General features: G+C 61.1%; 16 protein-coding genes. 6 read left to right on the top strand and 10 right to left on the bottom strand.

The genetic code is table 11. The features are described from left to right. Positions 1 to 12: 12 nt before the first annotated feature. Complete coding sequence (locus tag EC919_RS24465; RefSeq protein ID WP_133776876.1) at positions 13 to 381, top strand: PilZ domain-containing protein; 369 nt, start codon at positions 13 to 15, stop codon at positions 379 to 381. 11 nt (positions 382 to 392) lie between these two features. Here EC919_RS24465 and radA read toward each other — a convergent pair whose 3' ends face one another. Beyond that, positions 393 to 1,760, bottom strand: a complete 1,368-nt coding sequence (radA, locus tag EC919_RS24460; protein WP_074888638.1) for a DNA repair protein RadA — start codon at positions 1,758 to 1,760, stop codon at positions 393 to 395. A gap of 199 nt (positions 1,761 to 1,959) precedes the next feature. Here radA and mscL point away from each other — a divergent pair, with 199 nt between their 5' ends. Beyond that, a complete protein-coding gene (gene mscL / locus EC919_RS24455) occupies positions 1,960 to 2,409 on the top strand; it encodes a large-conductance mechanosensitive channel protein MscL (protein ID WP_133776875.1) in 450 nt (149 codons plus the stop codon). A 165-nt stretch (positions 2,410 to 2,574) separates the two neighbouring features. On the opposite strand, the gene EC919_RS24450 is transcribed toward mscL, so the two are convergent. Further along, entirely contained in the window at positions 2,575 to 3,351 is a 777-nt protein-coding gene (locus EC919_RS24450) for a ferredoxin--NADP reductase (RefSeq protein WP_133776874.1), read from the bottom strand. 319 nt (positions 3,352 to 3,670) lie between these two features. Here EC919_RS24450 and EC919_RS24445 point away from each other — a divergent pair, with 319 nt between their 5' ends. Beyond that, positions 3,671 to 3,919 (top strand): helix-turn-helix transcriptional regulator, encoded by a 249-nt coding sequence (locus EC919_RS24445; RefSeq protein WP_133776873.1) that lies wholly within the window; start codon positions 3,671 to 3,673, stop codon positions 3,917 to 3,919. A 147-nt stretch (positions 3,920 to 4,066) separates the two neighbouring features. After that, positions 4,067 to 5,191, top strand: coding sequence for a methyltransferase (locus tag EC919_RS24440; RefSeq protein WP_133776872.1), 1,125 nt, complete (start codon positions 4,067 to 4,069; stop codon positions 5,189 to 5,191). An 82-nt stretch (positions 5,192 to 5,273) separates the two neighbouring features. Here the strand turns inward: EC919_RS24440 and EC919_RS24435 are convergent, their stop codons facing one another. From EC919_RS24435 to EC919_RS24400, 8 genes are all read right to left on the bottom strand, one after another. Beyond that, positions 5,274 to 5,474, bottom strand: a complete 201-nt coding sequence (locus EC919_RS24435) for a DUF2474 domain-containing protein (protein WP_133776871.1) — start codon at positions 5,472 to 5,474, stop codon at positions 5,274 to 5,276. Between the two features lie 57 nt (positions 5,475 to 5,531). Then, positions 5,532 to 6,539 (bottom strand): cytochrome d ubiquinol oxidase subunit II, encoded by a 1,008-nt coding sequence (gene cydB / locus EC919_RS24430; RefSeq protein WP_133776870.1) that lies wholly within the window; start codon positions 6,537 to 6,539, stop codon positions 5,532 to 5,534. A 3-nt stretch (positions 6,540 to 6,542) separates the two neighbouring features. After that, positions 6,543 to 7,982 carry a cytochrome ubiquinol oxidase subunit I gene (locus EC919_RS24425; protein ID WP_133776869.1) on the bottom strand — a complete coding sequence of 480 codons (1,440 nt, stop codon included), beginning with the start codon at positions 7,980 to 7,982 and terminating at the stop codon, positions 6,543 to 6,545. Between the two features lie 337 nt (positions 7,983 to 8,319). Further along, positions 8,320 to 9,255, bottom strand: a complete 936-nt coding sequence (locus EC919_RS24420; RefSeq protein ID WP_133776868.1) for an alpha/beta hydrolase — start codon at positions 9,253 to 9,255, stop codon at positions 8,320 to 8,322. A 39-nt stretch (positions 9,256 to 9,294) separates the two neighbouring features. Next, positions 9,295 to 10,236 (bottom strand): choline ABC transporter substrate-binding protein, encoded by a 942-nt coding sequence (choX, locus tag EC919_RS24415; protein ID WP_133776867.1) that lies wholly within the window; start codon positions 10,234 to 10,236, stop codon positions 9,295 to 9,297. A 305-nt stretch (positions 10,237 to 10,541) separates the two neighbouring features. Beyond that, entirely contained in the window at positions 10,542 to 12,758 is a 2,217-nt protein-coding gene (locus EC919_RS24410; protein ID WP_133776866.1) for a xanthine dehydrogenase family protein molybdopterin-binding subunit, read from the bottom strand. Further along, complete coding sequence (locus EC919_RS24405) at positions 12,758 to 13,744, bottom strand: FAD binding domain-containing protein (protein ID WP_133776865.1); 987 nt, start codon at positions 13,742 to 13,744, stop codon at positions 12,758 to 12,760. The genes EC919_RS24410 and EC919_RS24405 overlap by 1 nt, the downstream gene beginning before the upstream one ends. Beyond that, positions 13,741 to 14,265: a (2Fe-2S)-binding protein gene (locus EC919_RS24400; RefSeq protein WP_133776864.1), complete on the bottom strand. Its 525-nt coding sequence runs from the start codon at positions 14,263 to 14,265 to the stop codon at positions 13,741 to 13,743. Before EC919_RS24400 ends, EC919_RS24405 begins: the two co-directional genes overlap by 4 nt. Before the next feature lie 308 nt (positions 14,266 to 14,573). On the opposite strand from EC919_RS24400, the gene EC919_RS24395 reads away from it, so the two are divergent. Both EC919_RS24395 and trmA read left to right on the top strand, forming a co-directional pair. Further along, positions 14,574 to 15,866, top strand: coding sequence for an NCS2 family permease (locus tag EC919_RS24395; protein ID WP_133776863.1), 1,293 nt, complete (start codon positions 14,574 to 14,576; stop codon positions 15,864 to 15,866). Beyond that, positions 15,863 to 16,948 (top strand): tRNA (uridine(54)-C5)-methyltransferase TrmA, encoded by a 1,086-nt coding sequence (trmA, locus tag EC919_RS24390; RefSeq protein WP_133776862.1) that lies wholly within the window; start codon positions 15,863 to 15,865, stop codon positions 16,946 to 16,948. Before EC919_RS24395 ends, trmA begins: the two co-directional genes overlap by 4 nt. Positions 16,949 to 16,954: the final 6 nt, after the last annotated feature.

Below are 16,954 nucleotides of genomic sequence, written 5' to 3'. Positions count from 1 at the left end.
AGTAGTTGAGTAATGACCGATAACCCCAAAGAACGTCGTCGCTTCAAACGTGTCGCATTCGACGCGAAAACAAAACTCAACCAGGGCGGCCAATCCTGGGCGGTTCAGCTGATCGACCTGTCGTTGAAGGGGCTGCTGATCGAGAAGCCGTCGCCCTGGGAGGGCGATCCCAATGAACGCTTCATGGTCGACATTGAGTTGCAGGACGGTATTGATGTTGTGATGGAAGTGCAGCTGACCCACGATGATCACAATCACCTGGGATTTGTTTGCAAGCACATCGAGCTCGATTCAGTGACGCACCTGCGTCGACTGATCGAGCTTAATATTGCCGATCACGATGAACTGGAGCGCGAGCTCGGGGCACTGATACACCTATAAGCCGCGCCGCCTTATTCAAACAAGGCGTCCAGTGCTTGATCGAGGCGAGTCACGCCGATCACTGTCAGGCCCGGTGGCGACTCTTTCGGGGCGTTGCCCTTGGGCACGATGGCGCGTTTGAAGCCGTGCTTGGCCGCTTCCTTGAGTCGCTCCTGACCACTGGGCACAGGGCGCACTTCGCCGGACAAGCCCACTTCACCGAATACCAGCAAGTCGCCCGGCAGCGCACGGTTGCGCAAGCTGGACATGACGGCCGCCATCAAGGCCAGGTCGGAGGCGGTTTCCAGTACTTTCACCCCGCCCACCACGTTGAGGAATACATCCTGGTCATGGGTGGGGATGCCGCCGTGGCGGTGGAGTACCGCCAACAGCATGGCCAGCCGGTTTTGATCCAGCCCCAGCGTTACGCGACGCGGGTTGGAGAGGTGGCTGTCATCGACCAGCGCCTGCACCTCCACCAGCATCGGCCGCGTGCCTTCCCACGTGGCCATGACCACGCTGCCTGCGACTTCTTCCTGCGCGCGCGTGAGAAAGATCGCCGAGGGGTTCGAGACTTCCTTCAGACCTTTGTCGGTCATGCCGAACACGCCCAGTTCATTGACGGCACCAAAACGGTTTTTCACTGCGCGCAACAAACGCAAGCGGCCATCGGACTCGCCCTCGAAATACAACACGGTGTCGACCATGTGCTCCAGGACCCGAGGCCCGGCCAGCGCGCCTTCCTTGGTGACGTGGCCGACCAGAAAGATCGCGGTGCCGCTCTGCTTGGCGTACCGCACCAGCAACGCGGCACTCTCGCGAACCTGGGATACACCGCCGGGCGCTGACTGCAGTTGTTCGGTGAAGATGGTCTGGATCGAGTCGATCACCATGACCTTCGGCTGCTCGATGCGCGCCGTGGCGATGATGGTTTCAATGCAGGTCTCTGTCATGACCCGCAGTTTGTCCTGGGGTAAGCCAAGCCGACGGGCACGCATCGCGACCTGCTGCTGCGACTCTTCGCCGGTGACATACAGCGCCGGCATGCGCTCGGCGATGGCGCAGAGGGTCTGCAGCAGAATGGTCGACTTGCCGATACCGGGGTCGCCGCCAATCAACACCACCGAGCCATCCACCAGACCGCCGCCGAGAACGCGGTCCAGTTCTGTTGAGTTGGTGGAAAAACGCGGGATTTCTTCGACACTGACCTCAGCCAGGGTTTTGATTTGGGCCTGTTGGCCGGTCCAGCCGGAACGACCGCTGGGCGCAGCCGCCGTGCTGTTGTCGATGACAGTTTCAACGAGAGTATTCCAGGCGCCGCATTCGCTGCACTGGCCGGCCCATTTGGGAAACGTCGAGCCGCACTCGGTGCAGCCGTACATGCGTTTGGCCTTGGCCATGACACCCCCGATGTAAAAAGGGGGCAATCATACCCGATGCGTCAAACCGCCGGTTGCAGCGCCATCGGCCACGCACGCTTTTGGAGGATTAAATAAAACTTACCGGGACGGACCCGGTCGATTGCATGGATTAAGCGAGATGCAGGTAGCTGACTTACACTGCATTTACCACTCTCATCTGTAACAAAGGAATACACCCATGAGCGTACTAAGCGAGTTCAAAGCCTTTGCCGTAAAAGGAAACGTCGTCGACATGGCCGTCGGTATCATCATCGGCGCGGCATTTGGCAAGATCGTTTCGTCGTTCGTCGGCGATGTAATCATGCCGCCCCTCGGGTTGCTGATCGGCGGCGTGGACTTCAGTGATCTGGCCATCATGCTGCGGCCTGCTGAAGGGACTGCACCTGCGGTGGTGCTGGCCTACGGCAAATTCATTCAGACCGTGATCGACTTCATCATCGTCGCGTTCGCCATCTTCATGGGCGTCAAGGCGATCAACCGCCTGAAACGCGAAGAGGCCAAAGCACCAACCCTGCCGCCAACCCCGTCCAAGGAAGAGCTGCTGCTGGGCGAGATCCGCGATCTGCTGAAAGAGCAGAACAACAAACCGGCTGCGCCCCTGCCGGTTACGCCTGACCGGTTCGTTTAAGGACACTGACGGTAGCAGCGGCCACAAACTGGCCCCCAGAAAAAAAGGATAGGAGCGCGCTTGCCCGCGACAAGGTGTGTCAGACGAGGCAGATATCACTGACAGATGGCATTCGCGGGCAAGCGCGCTCCTACAGTGATTTGCGGTGTCTTCAGCGGGACCGACCTACCAGTAATTCTCCACCGCAATCTGTCCCGGCTTGCGCGTCAACGCCAGGCGCATGTCGCGGGTTTTCAATACCGCGCGGGTGTCTTCGATCATCTGCGGATTGCCGCAGATCATCACCCGTGAATGCTCGGGCGTCAGCGTGACGCCGGCCGCTTTCTCCAATTCACCGTTCTCGATCAGCGTAGTAATTCTTCCGTTGAGCGCACCGGGATGCGGCTCCCGCGTCACCGTCGCGATGAACGTGAACTTGTGCGCGTACTCGGCCAGGTATTCGCGCTGAGTCAGCTCGGCAATCAGTTGCTGGTAGGCCAGTTCACGGGACTCGCGGACGCTGTACACCAGAATGATGCGCTCGAATTTTTCCCAGACCTCGAAGTCCTGCAGGATCGACAGGAACGGCGCAACGCCGGTCCCTGTGGACAACATCCAGAGGTCGCGACCGTCAGTGAAGCGATCAAGGGTCAGGTAACCCACCGCCTGTTTTTCCACCATCAGCGTGTCGCCCTGACGAAGCCGGCTCAGCTCACTGGTGAATTCGCCGTTGGGCACCACGATGGAGAAGAATTCGAGAAACTCGTCGAAGGGTGAAGACACCACCGAGTAGGCCCGCCACACCGTCGTGCCATCGGGCTTGGTCACGCCCAGACGGGCGAATTGTCCCGCTGTGAAGCGAAAGCCCGGATCGCGGGTGGTGCGAAAGGTAAAGAGACTGGGAGTCAGCGGCGTAACGTCCAGCAGCGTTTGCCGGGTGAATTTTTCTGCACTGGCAGTCATGGGGCGCTCCTGGCTCCTGTCTCACGAAAAGGGTGACCAGTGTCCCGCAAACCCGCCACGATAAACACCGCCGGTTTGTAGTGATATCGGCAACGGCCTGGGGGCTTTTTAGAGTATTTCGCTATCGGCGTTATCGCCAGGTGATTCATGCAGCGACACCCAATCGGCCTAACCTTCTGATTCCACTAGCGTTTTCATATCATCCCTGCATCTGATGGGGGCGATACTTCGACGTGATCACGAAGCGCGCTCCCTCCGGGGCCGGGATTGTTCCCTAAACTTGGATCAGGACGATCAAGACTAAGCACGGAGGCAGGCGATGGACATTCTGAACCGGGGGGAAGACTGCACAGCGAGCGAAAAGACGCTGACCTACAAGGGCCTGACCATTAGAGAGGTGGAGGTGTTGAAGTGGTGCGCCTCGGGCAAGACAGCGGCAGAAGTTGCGTTGATCCTTGATGTGACACCGCGCACCGTTAATTTCCACGTCAGTAAGGCGATCCAGAAGATTGGCGCCTGCAACAAGATGTCGGCAGTGGTCCAGGCAACAAAAGACGGGGTGATCTAGGCATAAGGCGAGGCTCGGGCGAAAAGCCCGGTGCGTGCGGGCAAAAACACGTAAAATCGCAGGCTTCGCGAATCTGGACACCCCGGCACAGGTGCAACTCCTGCCAACACGCCGGTCGCGCCATCAACGACTGGAACTGCTCCGCCCATGCCCCTGCTGACCACCCCGTTTGCCCAACTCGACCTGATCCGCCAGCCGGAACAGTCAGATGAGCCCTTGCAGGCCTTCGATGCCGCCGACGAGTACCTGCTCAACCACGTCGCCGAACAGGGCGTGACGCTGCAAACGCGGGTGCTGGTGCTCAACGACAGTTTCGGCGCTCTCGCCGCCAGCCTCGCGCCCCATGCCACAGTGTTCAGCAGCACGGATTCGTATCTCGGCGCTCAGGCGCTGGAAAAGAACCTGGTGCGCAACGGCCTCACCTACAACGCGGTGCCGGTAATCCCGGCAAGTGCGCCGCTGAACGGCCCCTTCGACTGGGTGCTGATTCGCGTGCCGAAGACCCTCGCCCTGCTGGAAGAACAGCTGATTCGTTTGCAGGGCCAACTGGCCCCGAACGCTAACGTCGTCGCAGCCGGGATGATCAAGCACCTGCCCCGCTCCGCTGGCGAGCTGATGGAAGAATACATCGGACCCGTGCAGGCATCGCTCGCCGTGAAAAAAGCGCGGCTGCTGCTCTGCACTCCTGACGCCAAACCCCATCAGCCCTCGCCCTACCCCACCCGTTACACGCTGGACGAGCCGAAGATCGAGTTGATCAACCACGCCAACGTCTTCTGCCGTGACGGTCTGGACATCGGCACACGGGCCTTCCTGCCCTACTTGCCCAAGGGCCTGGGCTCGGCGCGGGTCGCCGATCTGGGTTGCGGCAACGGCGTGCTCGCCATCGCAAGCGCGCTGGAAAACCCCGATGCGCATTACACGCTGGTGGACGAGTCGTTCATGGCGGTGCAGTCGGCGCAGGAGAACTGGAGACTGGCTTTCGGCGAGCGTCCTGCGGTGATTCACGCAGGCGACGGGCTGGCGGCGCAGGAACCCGATTCGCTGGACGTCATCCTGTGCAATCCGCCGTTTCATCAGCAACAAGTGGTCGGCGATTTCCTCGCCTGGCGAATGTTCCAGCAGGCCCGCTCGGCGCTGGTCACCGGCGGCGCGCTGTATATCGTCGGCAACCGGCATCTGGGCTATCACAGCAAACTGGCGCGGTTGTTCCGGGGCGTGGAACAAGTGGCAGCGACGCCGAAGTTCGTGATTCTCAAGGCGCGTAAATAGCTCACCGCGCTCGTCGTCCTGACTTCAGATGTGCAGCCAAAAAAAACCCGCCGAAGCGGGTTTTTTATTGAGCGAGCATTACTCAGTGCGACTTCATGCCTGCTGCTGTCATGAACATGCGCAGCAGCATGGCGACGACGAACAGGGCCAGCACGCTGCCGGTCCAGATGATCAACAGCCAGCCGATGCGCTGCCACAGTGGCTTGCCTTGCGCTGGATCGACCTCGCGCTTGTGCTCATGCTGGTTCCGGGCGTCGTGCTGAACAGATTCTTTAACCGACATCGCTAAACCCTCTTATCGCGCAGTCCGGCCCCGGCGATACACCGGGGCCGCCACCTGCTAGTGATAGCCGTGTTCGTGGGTGACTTTGCCGCGGAATACGTAGTAGCTCCAGAACGTGTAACCCAGGATCAGCGGAATGATGAACAGCGTACCGATCAGCATGAAACCCTGACTCTGTGGCGGCGAGGCAGCGGCCCAGATGGACACTGTTGGCGGAATGATGTTCGGCCACAAACTGATGCCCAGACCGCTGTAGCCGAGGAAGATCAGCACCAGCGTCAACAGGAACGGCGCGTAGTTGGCGTTGCGCGCCACCGCTTTGAACAGGCCGTACATCGTTAGCATGACCAGCGCCGGCACCGGCATGAACCACAGCAGGTTTGGCAGGCTGAACCAGCGATCGGCGATGGCCTGGTGGGCCAGTGGCGTCCACAGACTGACGATTGCCATGACCACCAATGTCGCGAGGGCCAAGGGTCGTGCCAGATCATGCATGGCTTTCTGCAACGCCCCTTCGGTCTTCATGATCAGCCAGGTGCAGCCGAGCAAGGCATACGCGACGATCAGCGCCAGACCGCAGAAGACCGAGAACGGCGTCAGCCAGTCCAGCCCACCGCCGGCATAGGCACGGTCAACCACGGGAATGCCGTCGATGTAGGCGCCCAGTGCCACGCCCTGGAAGAATGTTGCCACCAGAGACCCGCCGATGAACGCCTTGTCCCACAGGTGTCGCTTGACGTCAGTGGCCTTGAAACGGAACTCGAACGCCACACCGCGGAAGATCAGCCCGAACAGCATGAAGATCAGCGGCAGGTACAGCGCTTCAAGGACAACCGAGTAGGCCAGCGGGAAGGCGCCGAACAAGCCGGCCCCGCCCAGCACCAGCCAGGTTTCGTTGCCGTCCCAGACCGGCGCGACGGTGTTCATCATCACGTCGCGGTCGGTCTTGTCCTTCATGAACGGGAACAGTATCCCGATGCCCAGATCGAAGCCGTCCATGATGACGTACATCATGACGCCGAAGATGATGATCACGGCCCAGATCAGTGGAAGATCGATACCCATGGCTCAGTTCCCCTCAGTCAGACTGTCTTTGCGGTGGTCCGTGCTGCTTTCATCAGCAGCAGAGAGAGGACGCGCCGGGGTGCGTTTCTGCCCTGGTCCGCCATTCGCCGGAGTGTCGCCTTCATGGGTTTTAGGCCCTTTGCGCACCAGGCGCATCATGTAGCCGAAGCCCGTGCCGAACAGCAGGAAATACACCACCACGAACAACACCAGGGTAATGCTCAACTGTTCAACGCTGTGCCGGGACACTGCATTTGTCGTACGCATCAGCCCGTAGACCACCCACGGCTGACGCCCGATTTCAGTAGTGAACCAGCCGGCGAGCATGGCGATCAGACCGGCCGGCCCCATGCACATGACCAGACGCAGGAACCAGCGATTGGTGTACAGCCCGCCGCGCCAGCGCAGCCAGGCGCTCCACAGACCGACCGCGATCATCAGCATACCCAGCGCCACCATGACGCGGAACGACCAGAACACGATGAGCGCATTCGGACGGTCTTCCGGCGGGAAGGACTTCAGCGCCGGGATCTGCTTGTCCAGGCTGTGGGTCAGGATCAGGCTGCCCAGATACGGGATCTCGACCGCGTACTTGGTGCGCTCTTCTTTCATATCGGGGATGCCGAACAGAATCAGCGGGGTCGGCTCGTCACCGACGTTTTCCCAGTGACCTTCGATGGCGGCGATCTTGGCCGGTTGGTGCTCAAGGGTGTTCAAGCCATGAGCGTCGCCCACCATGGCTTGAATCGGCGCAACGATCAGCGCCATCCACATGGCCATGGAAAGCATTCTGCGGATCGCCGGGTTGTCGCGGCCACGCAGCAGATGCCAGGCCGCCGAGGCGCCGACGAAGAACGCCGTGGCGACGAAGGCGGCGATTGCCATGTGCATCAGACGGTACGGGAACGAAGGATTGAAGATCACCGCGAACCAGTCCACCGGAATGACGCGGCCATCGACAATCTCGAAGCCTTGGGGCGTCTGCATCCAGCTGTTGGACGCCAGAATCCAGAAGGTCGAAATCAGTGTGCCGACCGCCACCATCGACGTGGCGAAGAAGTGCAAGCCACGGCCGACGCGGTTCCAGCCGAACAGCATGACGCCGAGGAAGCCCGCTTCGAGGAAGAACGCCGTCAGCACCTCGTAGGTCAGCAAGGGCCCGGTTACAGCGCCGGCAAAGTCGGAGAAGCGACTCCAGTTGGTGCCGAACTCGTAGGCCATGACCAACCCCGAGACCACCCCCATGCCGAAGTTGACGGCAAAGATTTTCGACCAGAAGTGATAGAGGTCGCGATACGTGTTGTCGTGGGTTTTCAGCCACAAGCCTTCGAGTACCGCGAGGAAGCTCGCCAGACCAATGGTGATGGCAGGGAAAAGAATGTGAAATGAAACGGTGAACGCAAACTGGATTCGGGCGAGATCGAGCGCCTCTAAGCCGAACATAGGTCTTCCTCTATCAGGTGGAACTGGCTTCAGACTCGGGGCCTGCAGCGACTGCCCCCACGGTGTATTGAGTACGAGGTGTGGCGTTTGTTCTCGTGGTTTCGTGCTCAGGTCGGCGACCGGGGAGATGCGTCAGGCGGCCAGTTCGATCAATACACGCCAAGGTATTGATCCAGGTCAGCTGACATTCGAAGAGTAGTCCCATTTCGGCACTTGCTCTGCGTGGTCTTTTGTCGCGTGGCGAGTTGACTCACCTTTCGGCGCGGTGCAGTTGGCGGGAAGCAGAGCAGAATGACGGATTTGCAGCGCAGCACTGACAAAGCCTGCGTGGGACGCCCTACAACGGATCGCGAATAAAGCCCAGCAGCGCAGAAACCAGTCGCTGATAAAGCGCGTCCGCTTCCGGCACGTGGTCTTTGGCCCTGAGACTGCCGTGAAGCAGCCCGAGCCCGGGATCGAACTCGGTGCGCACCCCCGCTTCACGCAACGCGCGCTCGTAGGCGACGCCGTCATCACGCAAGGGGTCGAACTGCGCGACGCCGATGAACGCGGGCGCCAAGTCATGGAAATCAACTGCGTTGAGCGGTCGGGCATAGGCCGACTGTTCGTCCGCCGTCATGTACAGCTGTTGGTAGAACGCCTGCTCATCGGTAGAAAGAAGCGGTGCATCGGCGCATTCACGGCGCGAGGGCAGATCGTTGGAGCCGCCCAGTTCCGGGTAAATAAGCGCCTGTCCGACCGGCTGACGCTCACCGGAATCGCGCAGCGCCAGACACACTGCAGCGGCGAAATTGCCACCGGCGCTGTCCCCGGCGATGGCGATGCGGCGCGGATCGATGTCCAGCCGCTGCGCGCCTACCTGCAAGGCGTGCCAGACCGCCAGACAGTCACCGAACCCCGCAGGGAATGGGTGTTCAGGCGCCAGCCGGTAATCCACGGCAACGACTACGGCGTTGAGGTCGGCCGCCAGGGCGGCGGTCACAAAGTCGTGGGAATCGAGATCGCCCACGACCCAACCGCCGCCATGGAGATACATCACACACGGCGCCGGATGTTCGAGGGTCAGCCGCTGAGGCCTGTAACTGCGCACCGCCACGCCACCGAGGGCGAAATCCCTTACATCGAGGTGGGCCGGACGGGTGGGCGTGAACGCTTCGCTCATCCGCGAATACGCCCGGCGCTGTTCGTCGATGTCCTCGGACGCGCTGCTGAAGCTCAGCGTTTTGGTCACGAACGCCGACATCTCGGGTGACAGCGGGTAAGACGTGGGCATTGGCTGCTCCAGCCCGAGCCCTTGGCCAGGCGTGCTTGTTTATTTGTTTACCGCGACTTGCACGGCGGCCGCTGCGTCTTTGCCATCGAAGGTCGTCACGCCATCCAGCCAGCGCTTCATGTCTTCGGGATGATCCTTGAGCCACTGGCGAGCAACGTCATTCGGCGCCTTACGGTCCATGATCGGCACCATCATCTGACTTTCCTGAGCGGCCGTGAACTTCAGGTTGCTCATCAGCTTGCTGACATTCGGGCAGCGCGACGCGTAATCCGGCGCCGTGACCACGGAAACGGTCGCCGCGCCTTCGCCCGGGCCGAACACGTCTTCACTCCCGGTCAGGTAGGCGATCTTCATGTTGATGTTCATGGGGTGCGGGGTCCAGCCAACGAATACCACCCATTCATTACGCTTGATCGCACGCTGCACTGCCGCGAGCATGCCCGCTTCGCCGGACTCGACCAACTGGAAGCCGCCGAGGCCGAACTGGTTTTTCTCGATCATGCCTTTTATGTTGGCGTTGGCACCAGTGCCGGGCTCGATACCGTAGATCTTGCCGCCAAGCTTGTCCTTGAACCTGGCGATGTCGGCGAAGGTTTTCAGCCCGCCCGACGCCACATAATCCGGTACTGCCAGGGTTGCCTGGGCATCGCTCATGCTGGGCACGTCGAGCACCTTGACCTGATTGGCCGCCACAAACGGCGCGATGTTCTTGTCCATCGCCGGCTTCCAGTAACCCATGAACACGTCGAGCCGATCGTCACGCAAACCGCCGAAGACGATTTGCTGGGCGGCACTGGTCTGTTTGACCTCGTACCCCATGTTCTGCAGCAGCACTTCAGCAACAGCGCTGGTGGCGACGACGTCCGTCCAGTTGACCACTCCCATGCGCACGTTTTGGCATTTGGCGGGTTCCGCCGCCAGCAGGACGGTGCTGCTCAGCATCAATACAGCGCAACTGATATGACGAATAAGTGACTTCATGGATGCTCCTCGGGTCGGCTCATTATTTTATTCAGCTCTTTTCGGCAGTTTTTCAAGGCTTGAAGACCCACGGCAATTCGGTGGCTGCCACGTTGATGCAAAGTACGCAGCAGGCCTGCGCATCAAGTGCACCAGCGCGACCTGTGCTTGCACTGGGGCGACATTAAATGAGGGGGGGTATTGGAGGGCACAGCAGAAGGACTGTAGGAGCGCGCTTGCCCGCGAACGCGATGTGTCAGTGACGTAATCGTTATCTGACACACCGCCATCGCGGGCAAGCGCGCTCCCACAGGGTACGGCGTTGGTTACAGCACTTTATCCAGCGTAATCGGGAACTCCCGAACGCGCTTGCCCGTGGCGTGGTAGATGGCATTGGCGATGGCAGAAGCCACGCCGACGATGCCGATCTCGCCCACACCCTTGGAGCCCAGGTCATTGACGATGCTGTCGTTCTCTTCCACGAACAACACGTCGATCTCGCCGATGTCCGCGTTCACCGGAATGTGATACTCGGCCAGGCTGTGGTTCATGAAGCGCCCGAGGGTGTGGTCGGTCTGGCTTTCTTCCTGCAACGCCTGACCAATACCCCATACCACGCCGCCGAGAATCTGGCTGCGCGCGGTTTTCGAGTTCACCACGCGGCCCGCCGCAACAGCGTCCACCACACGGTTAACGCGAATGGTGCCCAGGTCTTCGTCCACCAACACTTCGACAAACACCGCCGAGTGTGTCGCCGTCGAGTAACCCTCGCGCTTCTCGTCCGGCTTGGCGTCAATCTGCACTTCCAGCGTTTCGTGAGACGACTCGCGCACGATATCCGCATACGCAAAACGCTGATCATCAATGAGCAGATAACCGTCGCCGTAACCGACATCGGCCATGTCGACCACCGCGTATTGCGGATGCGCCATGCGCACGGCGTCGAGCAACTTGGCGCGCAAGGCACGGCAGGCTTGCTGCACCGCAGTGCCCACGGACGATACGGTGAACGAGCCACCCTGCAACGGCGACGTCGGCAGCGAAGAATCACCCAGCACGAACGTGACGTCTTGCGGACTCACACCGGCAGCCTCGGCAGCGATCTGAGTCATGACCGTGTAGGTTCCGGTGCCGATGTCAGTGGTGGCGCTGCTCACGGTGATTTTGCCGCTGCTGTCGATACTGGCCTTGGCGCTGGCCGGCATTTGCATGGCTTCCCACACACCGCCGGCCATGCCCCAACCCACTAGCTGCCGACCCTGACGCATGCTGCGCGGCTCGGGGTTGCGCTTGCTCCAGCCAAAGCGCTCGGCGCCCTGCTCATAACAGGCCAGCAGTTCTTTGCTGGAATACGGCTTGCCTTCGTTGCCGTTACTCTCGGCAAAGTTGGCAATCCGCAACTGCACGGGGTCGATGCCCGCCGCAATGGCCAACTCGTCCATCGCACATTCCAGCGCGACCATGCCGGAGGCCGCGCCTGGTGCGCGCATGTCCAGCGGCGTGTACACGTCCAGCGGCGCCAGCTTGTAACTCAACTGCACGTTGTCGCACTGATAGAGCATGCCGCTCCATTCCACGACGTGCTCGGCAAAGTCTTCGAAACGCGAGGTCTGGCCGATGGCGTCGTGGGCGATCGCCATCAGCTTGCCGTCTTTCGAGGCACCCAGGCGCATGTGCTGCAGGGTTTGTGGGCGGTAGCCGAAGGTAAACATCTGCTGGCGGGTCAGCGTCAGGCGCACCGAACGCTGAAGTTTCAGCGCTGCCATGACGGCCAGCGGCAGCTGGTATTGCGGGCGCAGGCCGGAGCCGAACGCGCCACCGACGAAGGCGGCGAGAATGCGGATCTTCTCTTTCTCCAGACCAAACACGCTGTGCAGGTAGTCCTGGCAGTTCTGCGTACCCTGGGTTTTATCGTGAATCTCAAGGCTTCCGTCGGCCTTGTAGAACACCGTCGACGCGTGGGGCTCCATCGGGTTGTGGTGCTCGTTGGGCGTGCTGTAGTGGCTGTCGACCGTTACAGCCGCCTGGGCAAATGCACCCGAAAAATCCCCACGTGGCTTTGGTGTTTCCGCCGGTGCGGTGTGGGCATCACTCTGCCCGATGCTGAGATCGGTCTGGTGCGACTCGGTTTCGTATTCGATGCGCACGAGGGATCCGGCATGCCGCGCCAGTTCAAGGGTGTCTGCCACGACCAATGCCAGCGGCTGACCGCTGTAGAGCACGCGATCGTTATAGAACGGGCGGAACGGCGAACCTTCCGCAGCGTCGGCGTCCTGATAGTCCTCGTCATAACTGGCGATGTGCGGGCGGTTGGTGTGATCGATGAAAGCAATCACGCCCGGAACCGCCAGCGCCTGCGAGGCATCAATGCGCACGACACGGCCCGAGGCGATGGTGCTGGAGACCACGCTGCCATGCAGCAAGCCGTCCTCTGGGTACTCACCGGCATAGCGGGCCTGACCGGTGACTTTCAGGCGTCCGTCGACGCGGTCCATCGGTTGCCCCAGCGCGGAGTTTCCCGGGATTGGTGTGTTCGCGTTCATTAAACAGTCCCTCCCAAGGTGGCGTCGCTCAATGCGCGAACGATCGCGCGGCGGGCCAGCTTGATCTTGAAAGCGTTGTGCGCCAGCGGCTGAGCATCGCGCAGCATCGCGTCGGCAGCGGCAACAAAGTTTTCCCGCGAGACCGGCTGACCCTTGAGCGACTGCTCGACGGCCGTGTCACGCCAAGGCTTGTGGGCCACGCCACCCAGAGCGATGCGCACATCACGAATCACGTCACCATCCAGTTCAACAGCCGCTGCCACCGAAATCAGGGCAAAGGCGTAAGACGCGCGGTCACGGATTTTCAGGTAATGGCTGTGCTGCTGAAAACGTGGCGCAGGCAGTTCGACGGCGGTAATCAGTTCATCGTCGCCGAGCTGGTTGTCGCGCTGGGGCGCATCGCCGGGCAAGCGGTGGAAGTCGGCAAACTCGATGACCCGGGCACCGGCACGACCCTGGACGTGAACGCGCGCTTCGAGCGCAGCCAAGGCCACACACATGTCTGACGGGTGCGTCGCAACGCAGGCATCGCTGGCACCGAGAATCGCGTGGATGCGGTTCAGACCCTCTTTCGCCGGGCAGCCAGTGCCAGGCTCGCGCTTGTTGCACGGCACGGTTGAGTCGTAGAAGTAGTAGCAACGAGTGCGCTGCAAAAGATTGCCGCCGGTGCTCGCCATGTTGCGCAACTGCGGCGAAGCGCCCGCCAGAATGGCCTGAGACAGCAGCGGATAGTCACGCTCGATCAGCGGGTGCCACGCCAGATCGGCGTTACTCACCAGCGCGCCGATCATCAGGCCGCCGCTGTCGGTTGGTCGAACGTCTTTGAGCGGCAGTCCGGTGATGTCGATCAAGTGCTCGGGGCGCGCGATGTTTTCTTTCATCAAATCCAGCAGGTTCGTACCGCCGGCAATGAATCGGCTGGCAGGACTCGCGAGGTTGACGGCCTGAGTGACGTCGGAAGGCTTGCTGTAGCTGAAGGGATTCATTGGCCGCGCCCTCCCTGATCCGGCGCAGCATTCATGGATGGCAAGACTTCCACCACTGCCGCGCGGATGTTGCTGTAGGCGCCGCAACGGCAGAGGTTGCCGCTCATCAGCTCTTTTACTTCGTCGTCGGTGCTGGCGCGGCCTTCGTTGGCCAGGCCCACCGCCGAGCAGATCTGCCCCGGCGTGCAATAGCCGCACTGAAAGGCGTCGTGCTTGATAAATGCTTGTTGCATCGGGTGCAGCGTATCGCCGTCAGCCAGCCCTTCGATCGTGGTCAGCTCAGCGCCGTCACACATGATCGCCAGGGTCAGGCACGCATTGATGCGTTTGCCGTCGCGAAGCACGGTGCATGCACCGCATTGGCCGTGGTCGCAGCCCTTTTTGGTGCCGACCAGATCCAGTTGCTCGCGCAGCAGATCCAGAAGCGTGGTCCAGGGCTGTACGTCCATTTGTCGGGTCTGGCCGTTCAACGTCAGGGCGATGGAATGCCCTGCGAACGCCTGTTCATTGGTTGCACTCATGGGGAAGCCTCACGGTAGGTACTCGATCAGCGCAGTGATCTGCGTCTTAAGGGGTACGACTTGTGCGGTTTCGGAAACGTTCAGGGTTTGTGACGGGCGTTTTGACGCAGCGCAGGACCAGCTTGGGGCAGGGTCGATCCGGACATTTGCAATCCGACGACATGCACCAGGCCCCATCGCCCGGAGCTGCTGGTATGATGCGCGGCTTTTTGCAACTGGCAGAATTTGTGCAAGCCGTTTCGGTGAGCTGTGCTTTGCTGTTTCAGTCGACTACATAAATGACGCGGAGCGTCACCGGGGAGCCTTAAATGCTGGAGCGGTTGTTTCAACTCAGGGCACATAACACCAATGTGCGCACCGAAATTCTGGCCGGGGTCACGACCTTTCTGGCCATGGCCTACATCCTGTTCGTGAACCCGAGCATCCTTGGCGAGACCGGCATGGACAAGGGCGCGATCTTCGTCGCCACCTGTCTGGCCGCCGCCATCGGCTCCACTGTCATGGGCCTGATCGCCAACTACCCGATCGCGCTCGCGCCGGGCATGGGCCTGAACGCGTTCTTCACCTACACCGTCGTGCTGCACATGGGCCACACCTGGCAAGTGGCGCTGGGCGCAGTCTTCATTTCGGCAGTGATGTTTTTCCTGCTGTCGATCTTCCGCATCCGCGAATGGATCATCAACAGCATCCCGCTGCCGTTGCGCTCGGCCATTGCCGCCGGTATCGGCCTGTTCCTGGCGCTGATTGCGCTGCACAACGCCGGCATCGTGGTCACTAACCCGGCCACTATGGTCGGCCTGGGGGATCTGGCCAAACCGGCACCGATTCTTGCGGCCCTGGGTTTCGCACTGATCGTCGCGCTGGAAGCCCTGAAAGTACGCGGCGCCGTACTGATCGGCATTCTGGCCGTCACCATCATTTCTATTGTGATGGGCTTCTCGCCCTTTGGCGGCGTGGTGTCGATGCCGCCTTCGCTGGCACCGACCTTCCTGCAGCTGGACATTCCCGGCGCGCTGAACATCGGTCTGGTCAGCGTGATTTTCTCTTTCCTGTTTGTCGACCTGTTCGATAACTCCGGCACTCTGATCGGCGTCGCCAAGCGCGCTGGCCTGATGGGCAAGGACGGGCACATGCCGAAAATGGGCCGTGCGCTGATCGCCGACAGCACCGCGGCAATGGCCGGCTCTCTGTTGGGCACCTCGACCACCACTAGTTACATCGAATCGGCTGCGGGCGTGAGCGCCGGTGGCCGGACCGGTCTGACGGCCATTGTGGTTGCCGTGCTGTTTCTGCTGGCGCTGTTTTTCGCTCCGCTGGCCGGCAGCGTTCCGGCATTCGCCACCGCCCCTGCCCTGCTGTTCGTGGCCGTGTTGATGACCTCGGGCCTGGCCGAAATCAACTGGGACGACATCACTGAAGCGGCACCGGTGGTGATCACCGCGCTGGCCATGCCATTCACCTACTCGATTGCCAACGGCATCGCCTTTGGCTTCATTTCCTGGACCGTGATCAAGCTGTTGTCGGGCCGGGGCCGCGAGCTGAATTCGGCGCTGGTCGTGCTGTCGATTCTGTTCGTGATCAAGCTGGGCTTTTATCCATGAGTTCTACGTTCGACCCTGAAAACTACCCCGCTCAGCTCGATGAGAAGGCCGCGCGCCTGCGCGAGCTGCTGGCGCCTTTCGAGGCGCCCGAGCCTCAGGTCTTCGATTCGCCGCGCGAGCATTACCGCTTGCGCGCCGAGTTCCGCCTGTGGCGCGACGACGGCAAGCGTCACTACGCCATGTTCGCGCCGGGCGACAAGCACACGCCGATCCTGATCAATGATTTCCCCATCGCCAGCCAGCAGATCAACGCATTGATGCCGGTACTGCGGGATCGATGGGAAGCCAGCAAGACGCTCAATCACAAGCTGTTTCAGGTGGACTTTCTGACCACGCTCGCCGGCGACGGCATGATCACCCTGTGCTATCACCGCCCGCTGGATGACGCCTGGCAAGTCGAGGCCGAGCAATTGGCCGCTGATCTCAAGGTGAGCGTGATCGGCCGTTCGAAAGGCCAGCGTCTGGTGATCGGTCGCGACTACGTAACCGAACAGCTGGAAGTCGCCGGCCGGACCTTCAGCTATCGCCAGCCGGAAGGCGCGTTTACCCAGCCTAACGGCACGGTGAACCAGAAAATGCTGAGCTGGGCGTATGACGCACTGGGCGACCGCGACGACGATTTGCTGGAGCTGTATTGCGGCAACGGCAACTTCACGCTGCCGTTGGCGACCCGAGTGCGCAAGGTGCTGGCGACCGAGATCAGCAAGACGTCGGTCAATGCGGCGCTGAGTAACCTGGCGGACAACGGTGTGGATAACGTGTCGCTGGTGCGCCTGTCGGCTGAAGAGCTGACCGAAGCGCTGAATGAGGTGCGCCCGTTCCGTCGTCTGGCCGGTATCGACCTGAAAAGCTACGACTTCGGCAGCGTGTTCGTCGACCCGCCCCGCGCCGGCATGGACCCGGACACCTGCGAGCTGACGCGACGTTTCGAACGTATCCTGTACATCTCGTGCAACCCGGAAACCCTCGCCGCCAACATCGCACAGCTGCACGACACCCACCGGGTCGAGCGATGCGCGCTGTTTGATCAGTTTCCGTATACCCATCACATGGAGTCGGGGGTTTTGCTGGTTCGCCGCTGAGCGTAA

It is taken from the genome of Pseudomonas graminis (assembly GCF_004364335.1).
Classification (GTDB): Bacteria; Pseudomonadota; Gammaproteobacteria; order Pseudomonadales; family Pseudomonadaceae; genus Aquipseudomonas; species Aquipseudomonas graminis_D.
The sequence above is the reverse complement of the archived record's forward strand: the minus strand, read 5'-3'. Positions and strand labels throughout refer to the sequence as shown.

Excerpts from the sequence above, each read along its gene's own strand:
- EC919_RS24465 (WP_133776876.1), top strand. The coding sequence starts at position 13 with ATGACCGATAACCCCAAAGAACGTCGTCGCTTCAAACGTGTCGCATTC.
- radA (WP_074888638.1), bottom strand. The coding sequence starts at position 1,760 with ATGGCCAAGGCCAAACGCATGTACGGCTGCACCGAGTGCGGCTCGACG.
- mscL (WP_133776875.1), top strand. The coding sequence starts at position 1,960 with ATGAGCGTACTAAGCGAGTTCAAAGCCTTTGCCGTAAAAGGAAACGTC.
- EC919_RS24450 (WP_133776874.1), bottom strand. The coding sequence starts at position 3,351 with ATGACTGCCAGTGCAGAAAAATTCACCCGGCAAACGCTGCTGGACGTT.
- EC919_RS24445 (WP_133776873.1), top strand. The coding sequence starts at position 3,671 with ATGGACATTCTGAACCGGGGGGAAGACTGCACAGCGAGCGAAAAGACG.
- EC919_RS24440 (WP_133776872.1), top strand. The coding sequence starts at position 4,067 with ATGCCCCTGCTGACCACCCCGTTTGCCCAACTCGACCTGATCCGCCAG.
- EC919_RS24435 (WP_133776871.1), bottom strand. The coding sequence starts at position 5,474 with ATGTCGGTTAAAGAATCTGTTCAGCACGACGCCCGGAACCAGCATGAG.
- cydB (WP_133776870.1), bottom strand. The coding sequence starts at position 6,539 with ATGGGTATCGATCTTCCACTGATCTGGGCCGTGATCATCATCTTCGGC.
- EC919_RS24425 (WP_133776869.1), bottom strand. The coding sequence starts at position 7,982 with ATGTTCGGCTTAGAGGCGCTCGATCTCGCCCGAATCCAGTTTGCGTTC.
- EC919_RS24420 (WP_133776868.1), bottom strand. The coding sequence starts at position 9,255 with ATGCCCACGTCTTACCCGCTGTCACCCGAGATGTCGGCGTTCGTGACC.
- choX (WP_133776867.1), bottom strand. The coding sequence starts at position 10,236 with ATGAAGTCACTTATTCGTCATATCAGTTGCGCTGTATTGATGCTGAGC.
- EC919_RS24410 (WP_133776866.1), bottom strand. The coding sequence starts at position 12,758 with ATGAACGCGAACACACCAATCCCGGGAAACTCCGCGCTGGGGCAACCG.
- EC919_RS24405 (WP_133776865.1), bottom strand. The coding sequence starts at position 13,744 with ATGAATCCCTTCAGCTACAGCAAGCCTTCCGACGTCACTCAGGCCGTC.
- EC919_RS24400 (WP_133776864.1), bottom strand. The coding sequence starts at position 14,265 with ATGAGTGCAACCAATGAACAGGCGTTCGCAGGGCATTCCATCGCCCTG.
- EC919_RS24395 (WP_133776863.1), top strand. The coding sequence starts at position 14,574 with ATGCTGGAGCGGTTGTTTCAACTCAGGGCACATAACACCAATGTGCGC.
- trmA (WP_133776862.1), top strand. The coding sequence starts at position 15,863 with ATGAGTTCTACGTTCGACCCTGAAAACTACCCCGCTCAGCTCGATGAG.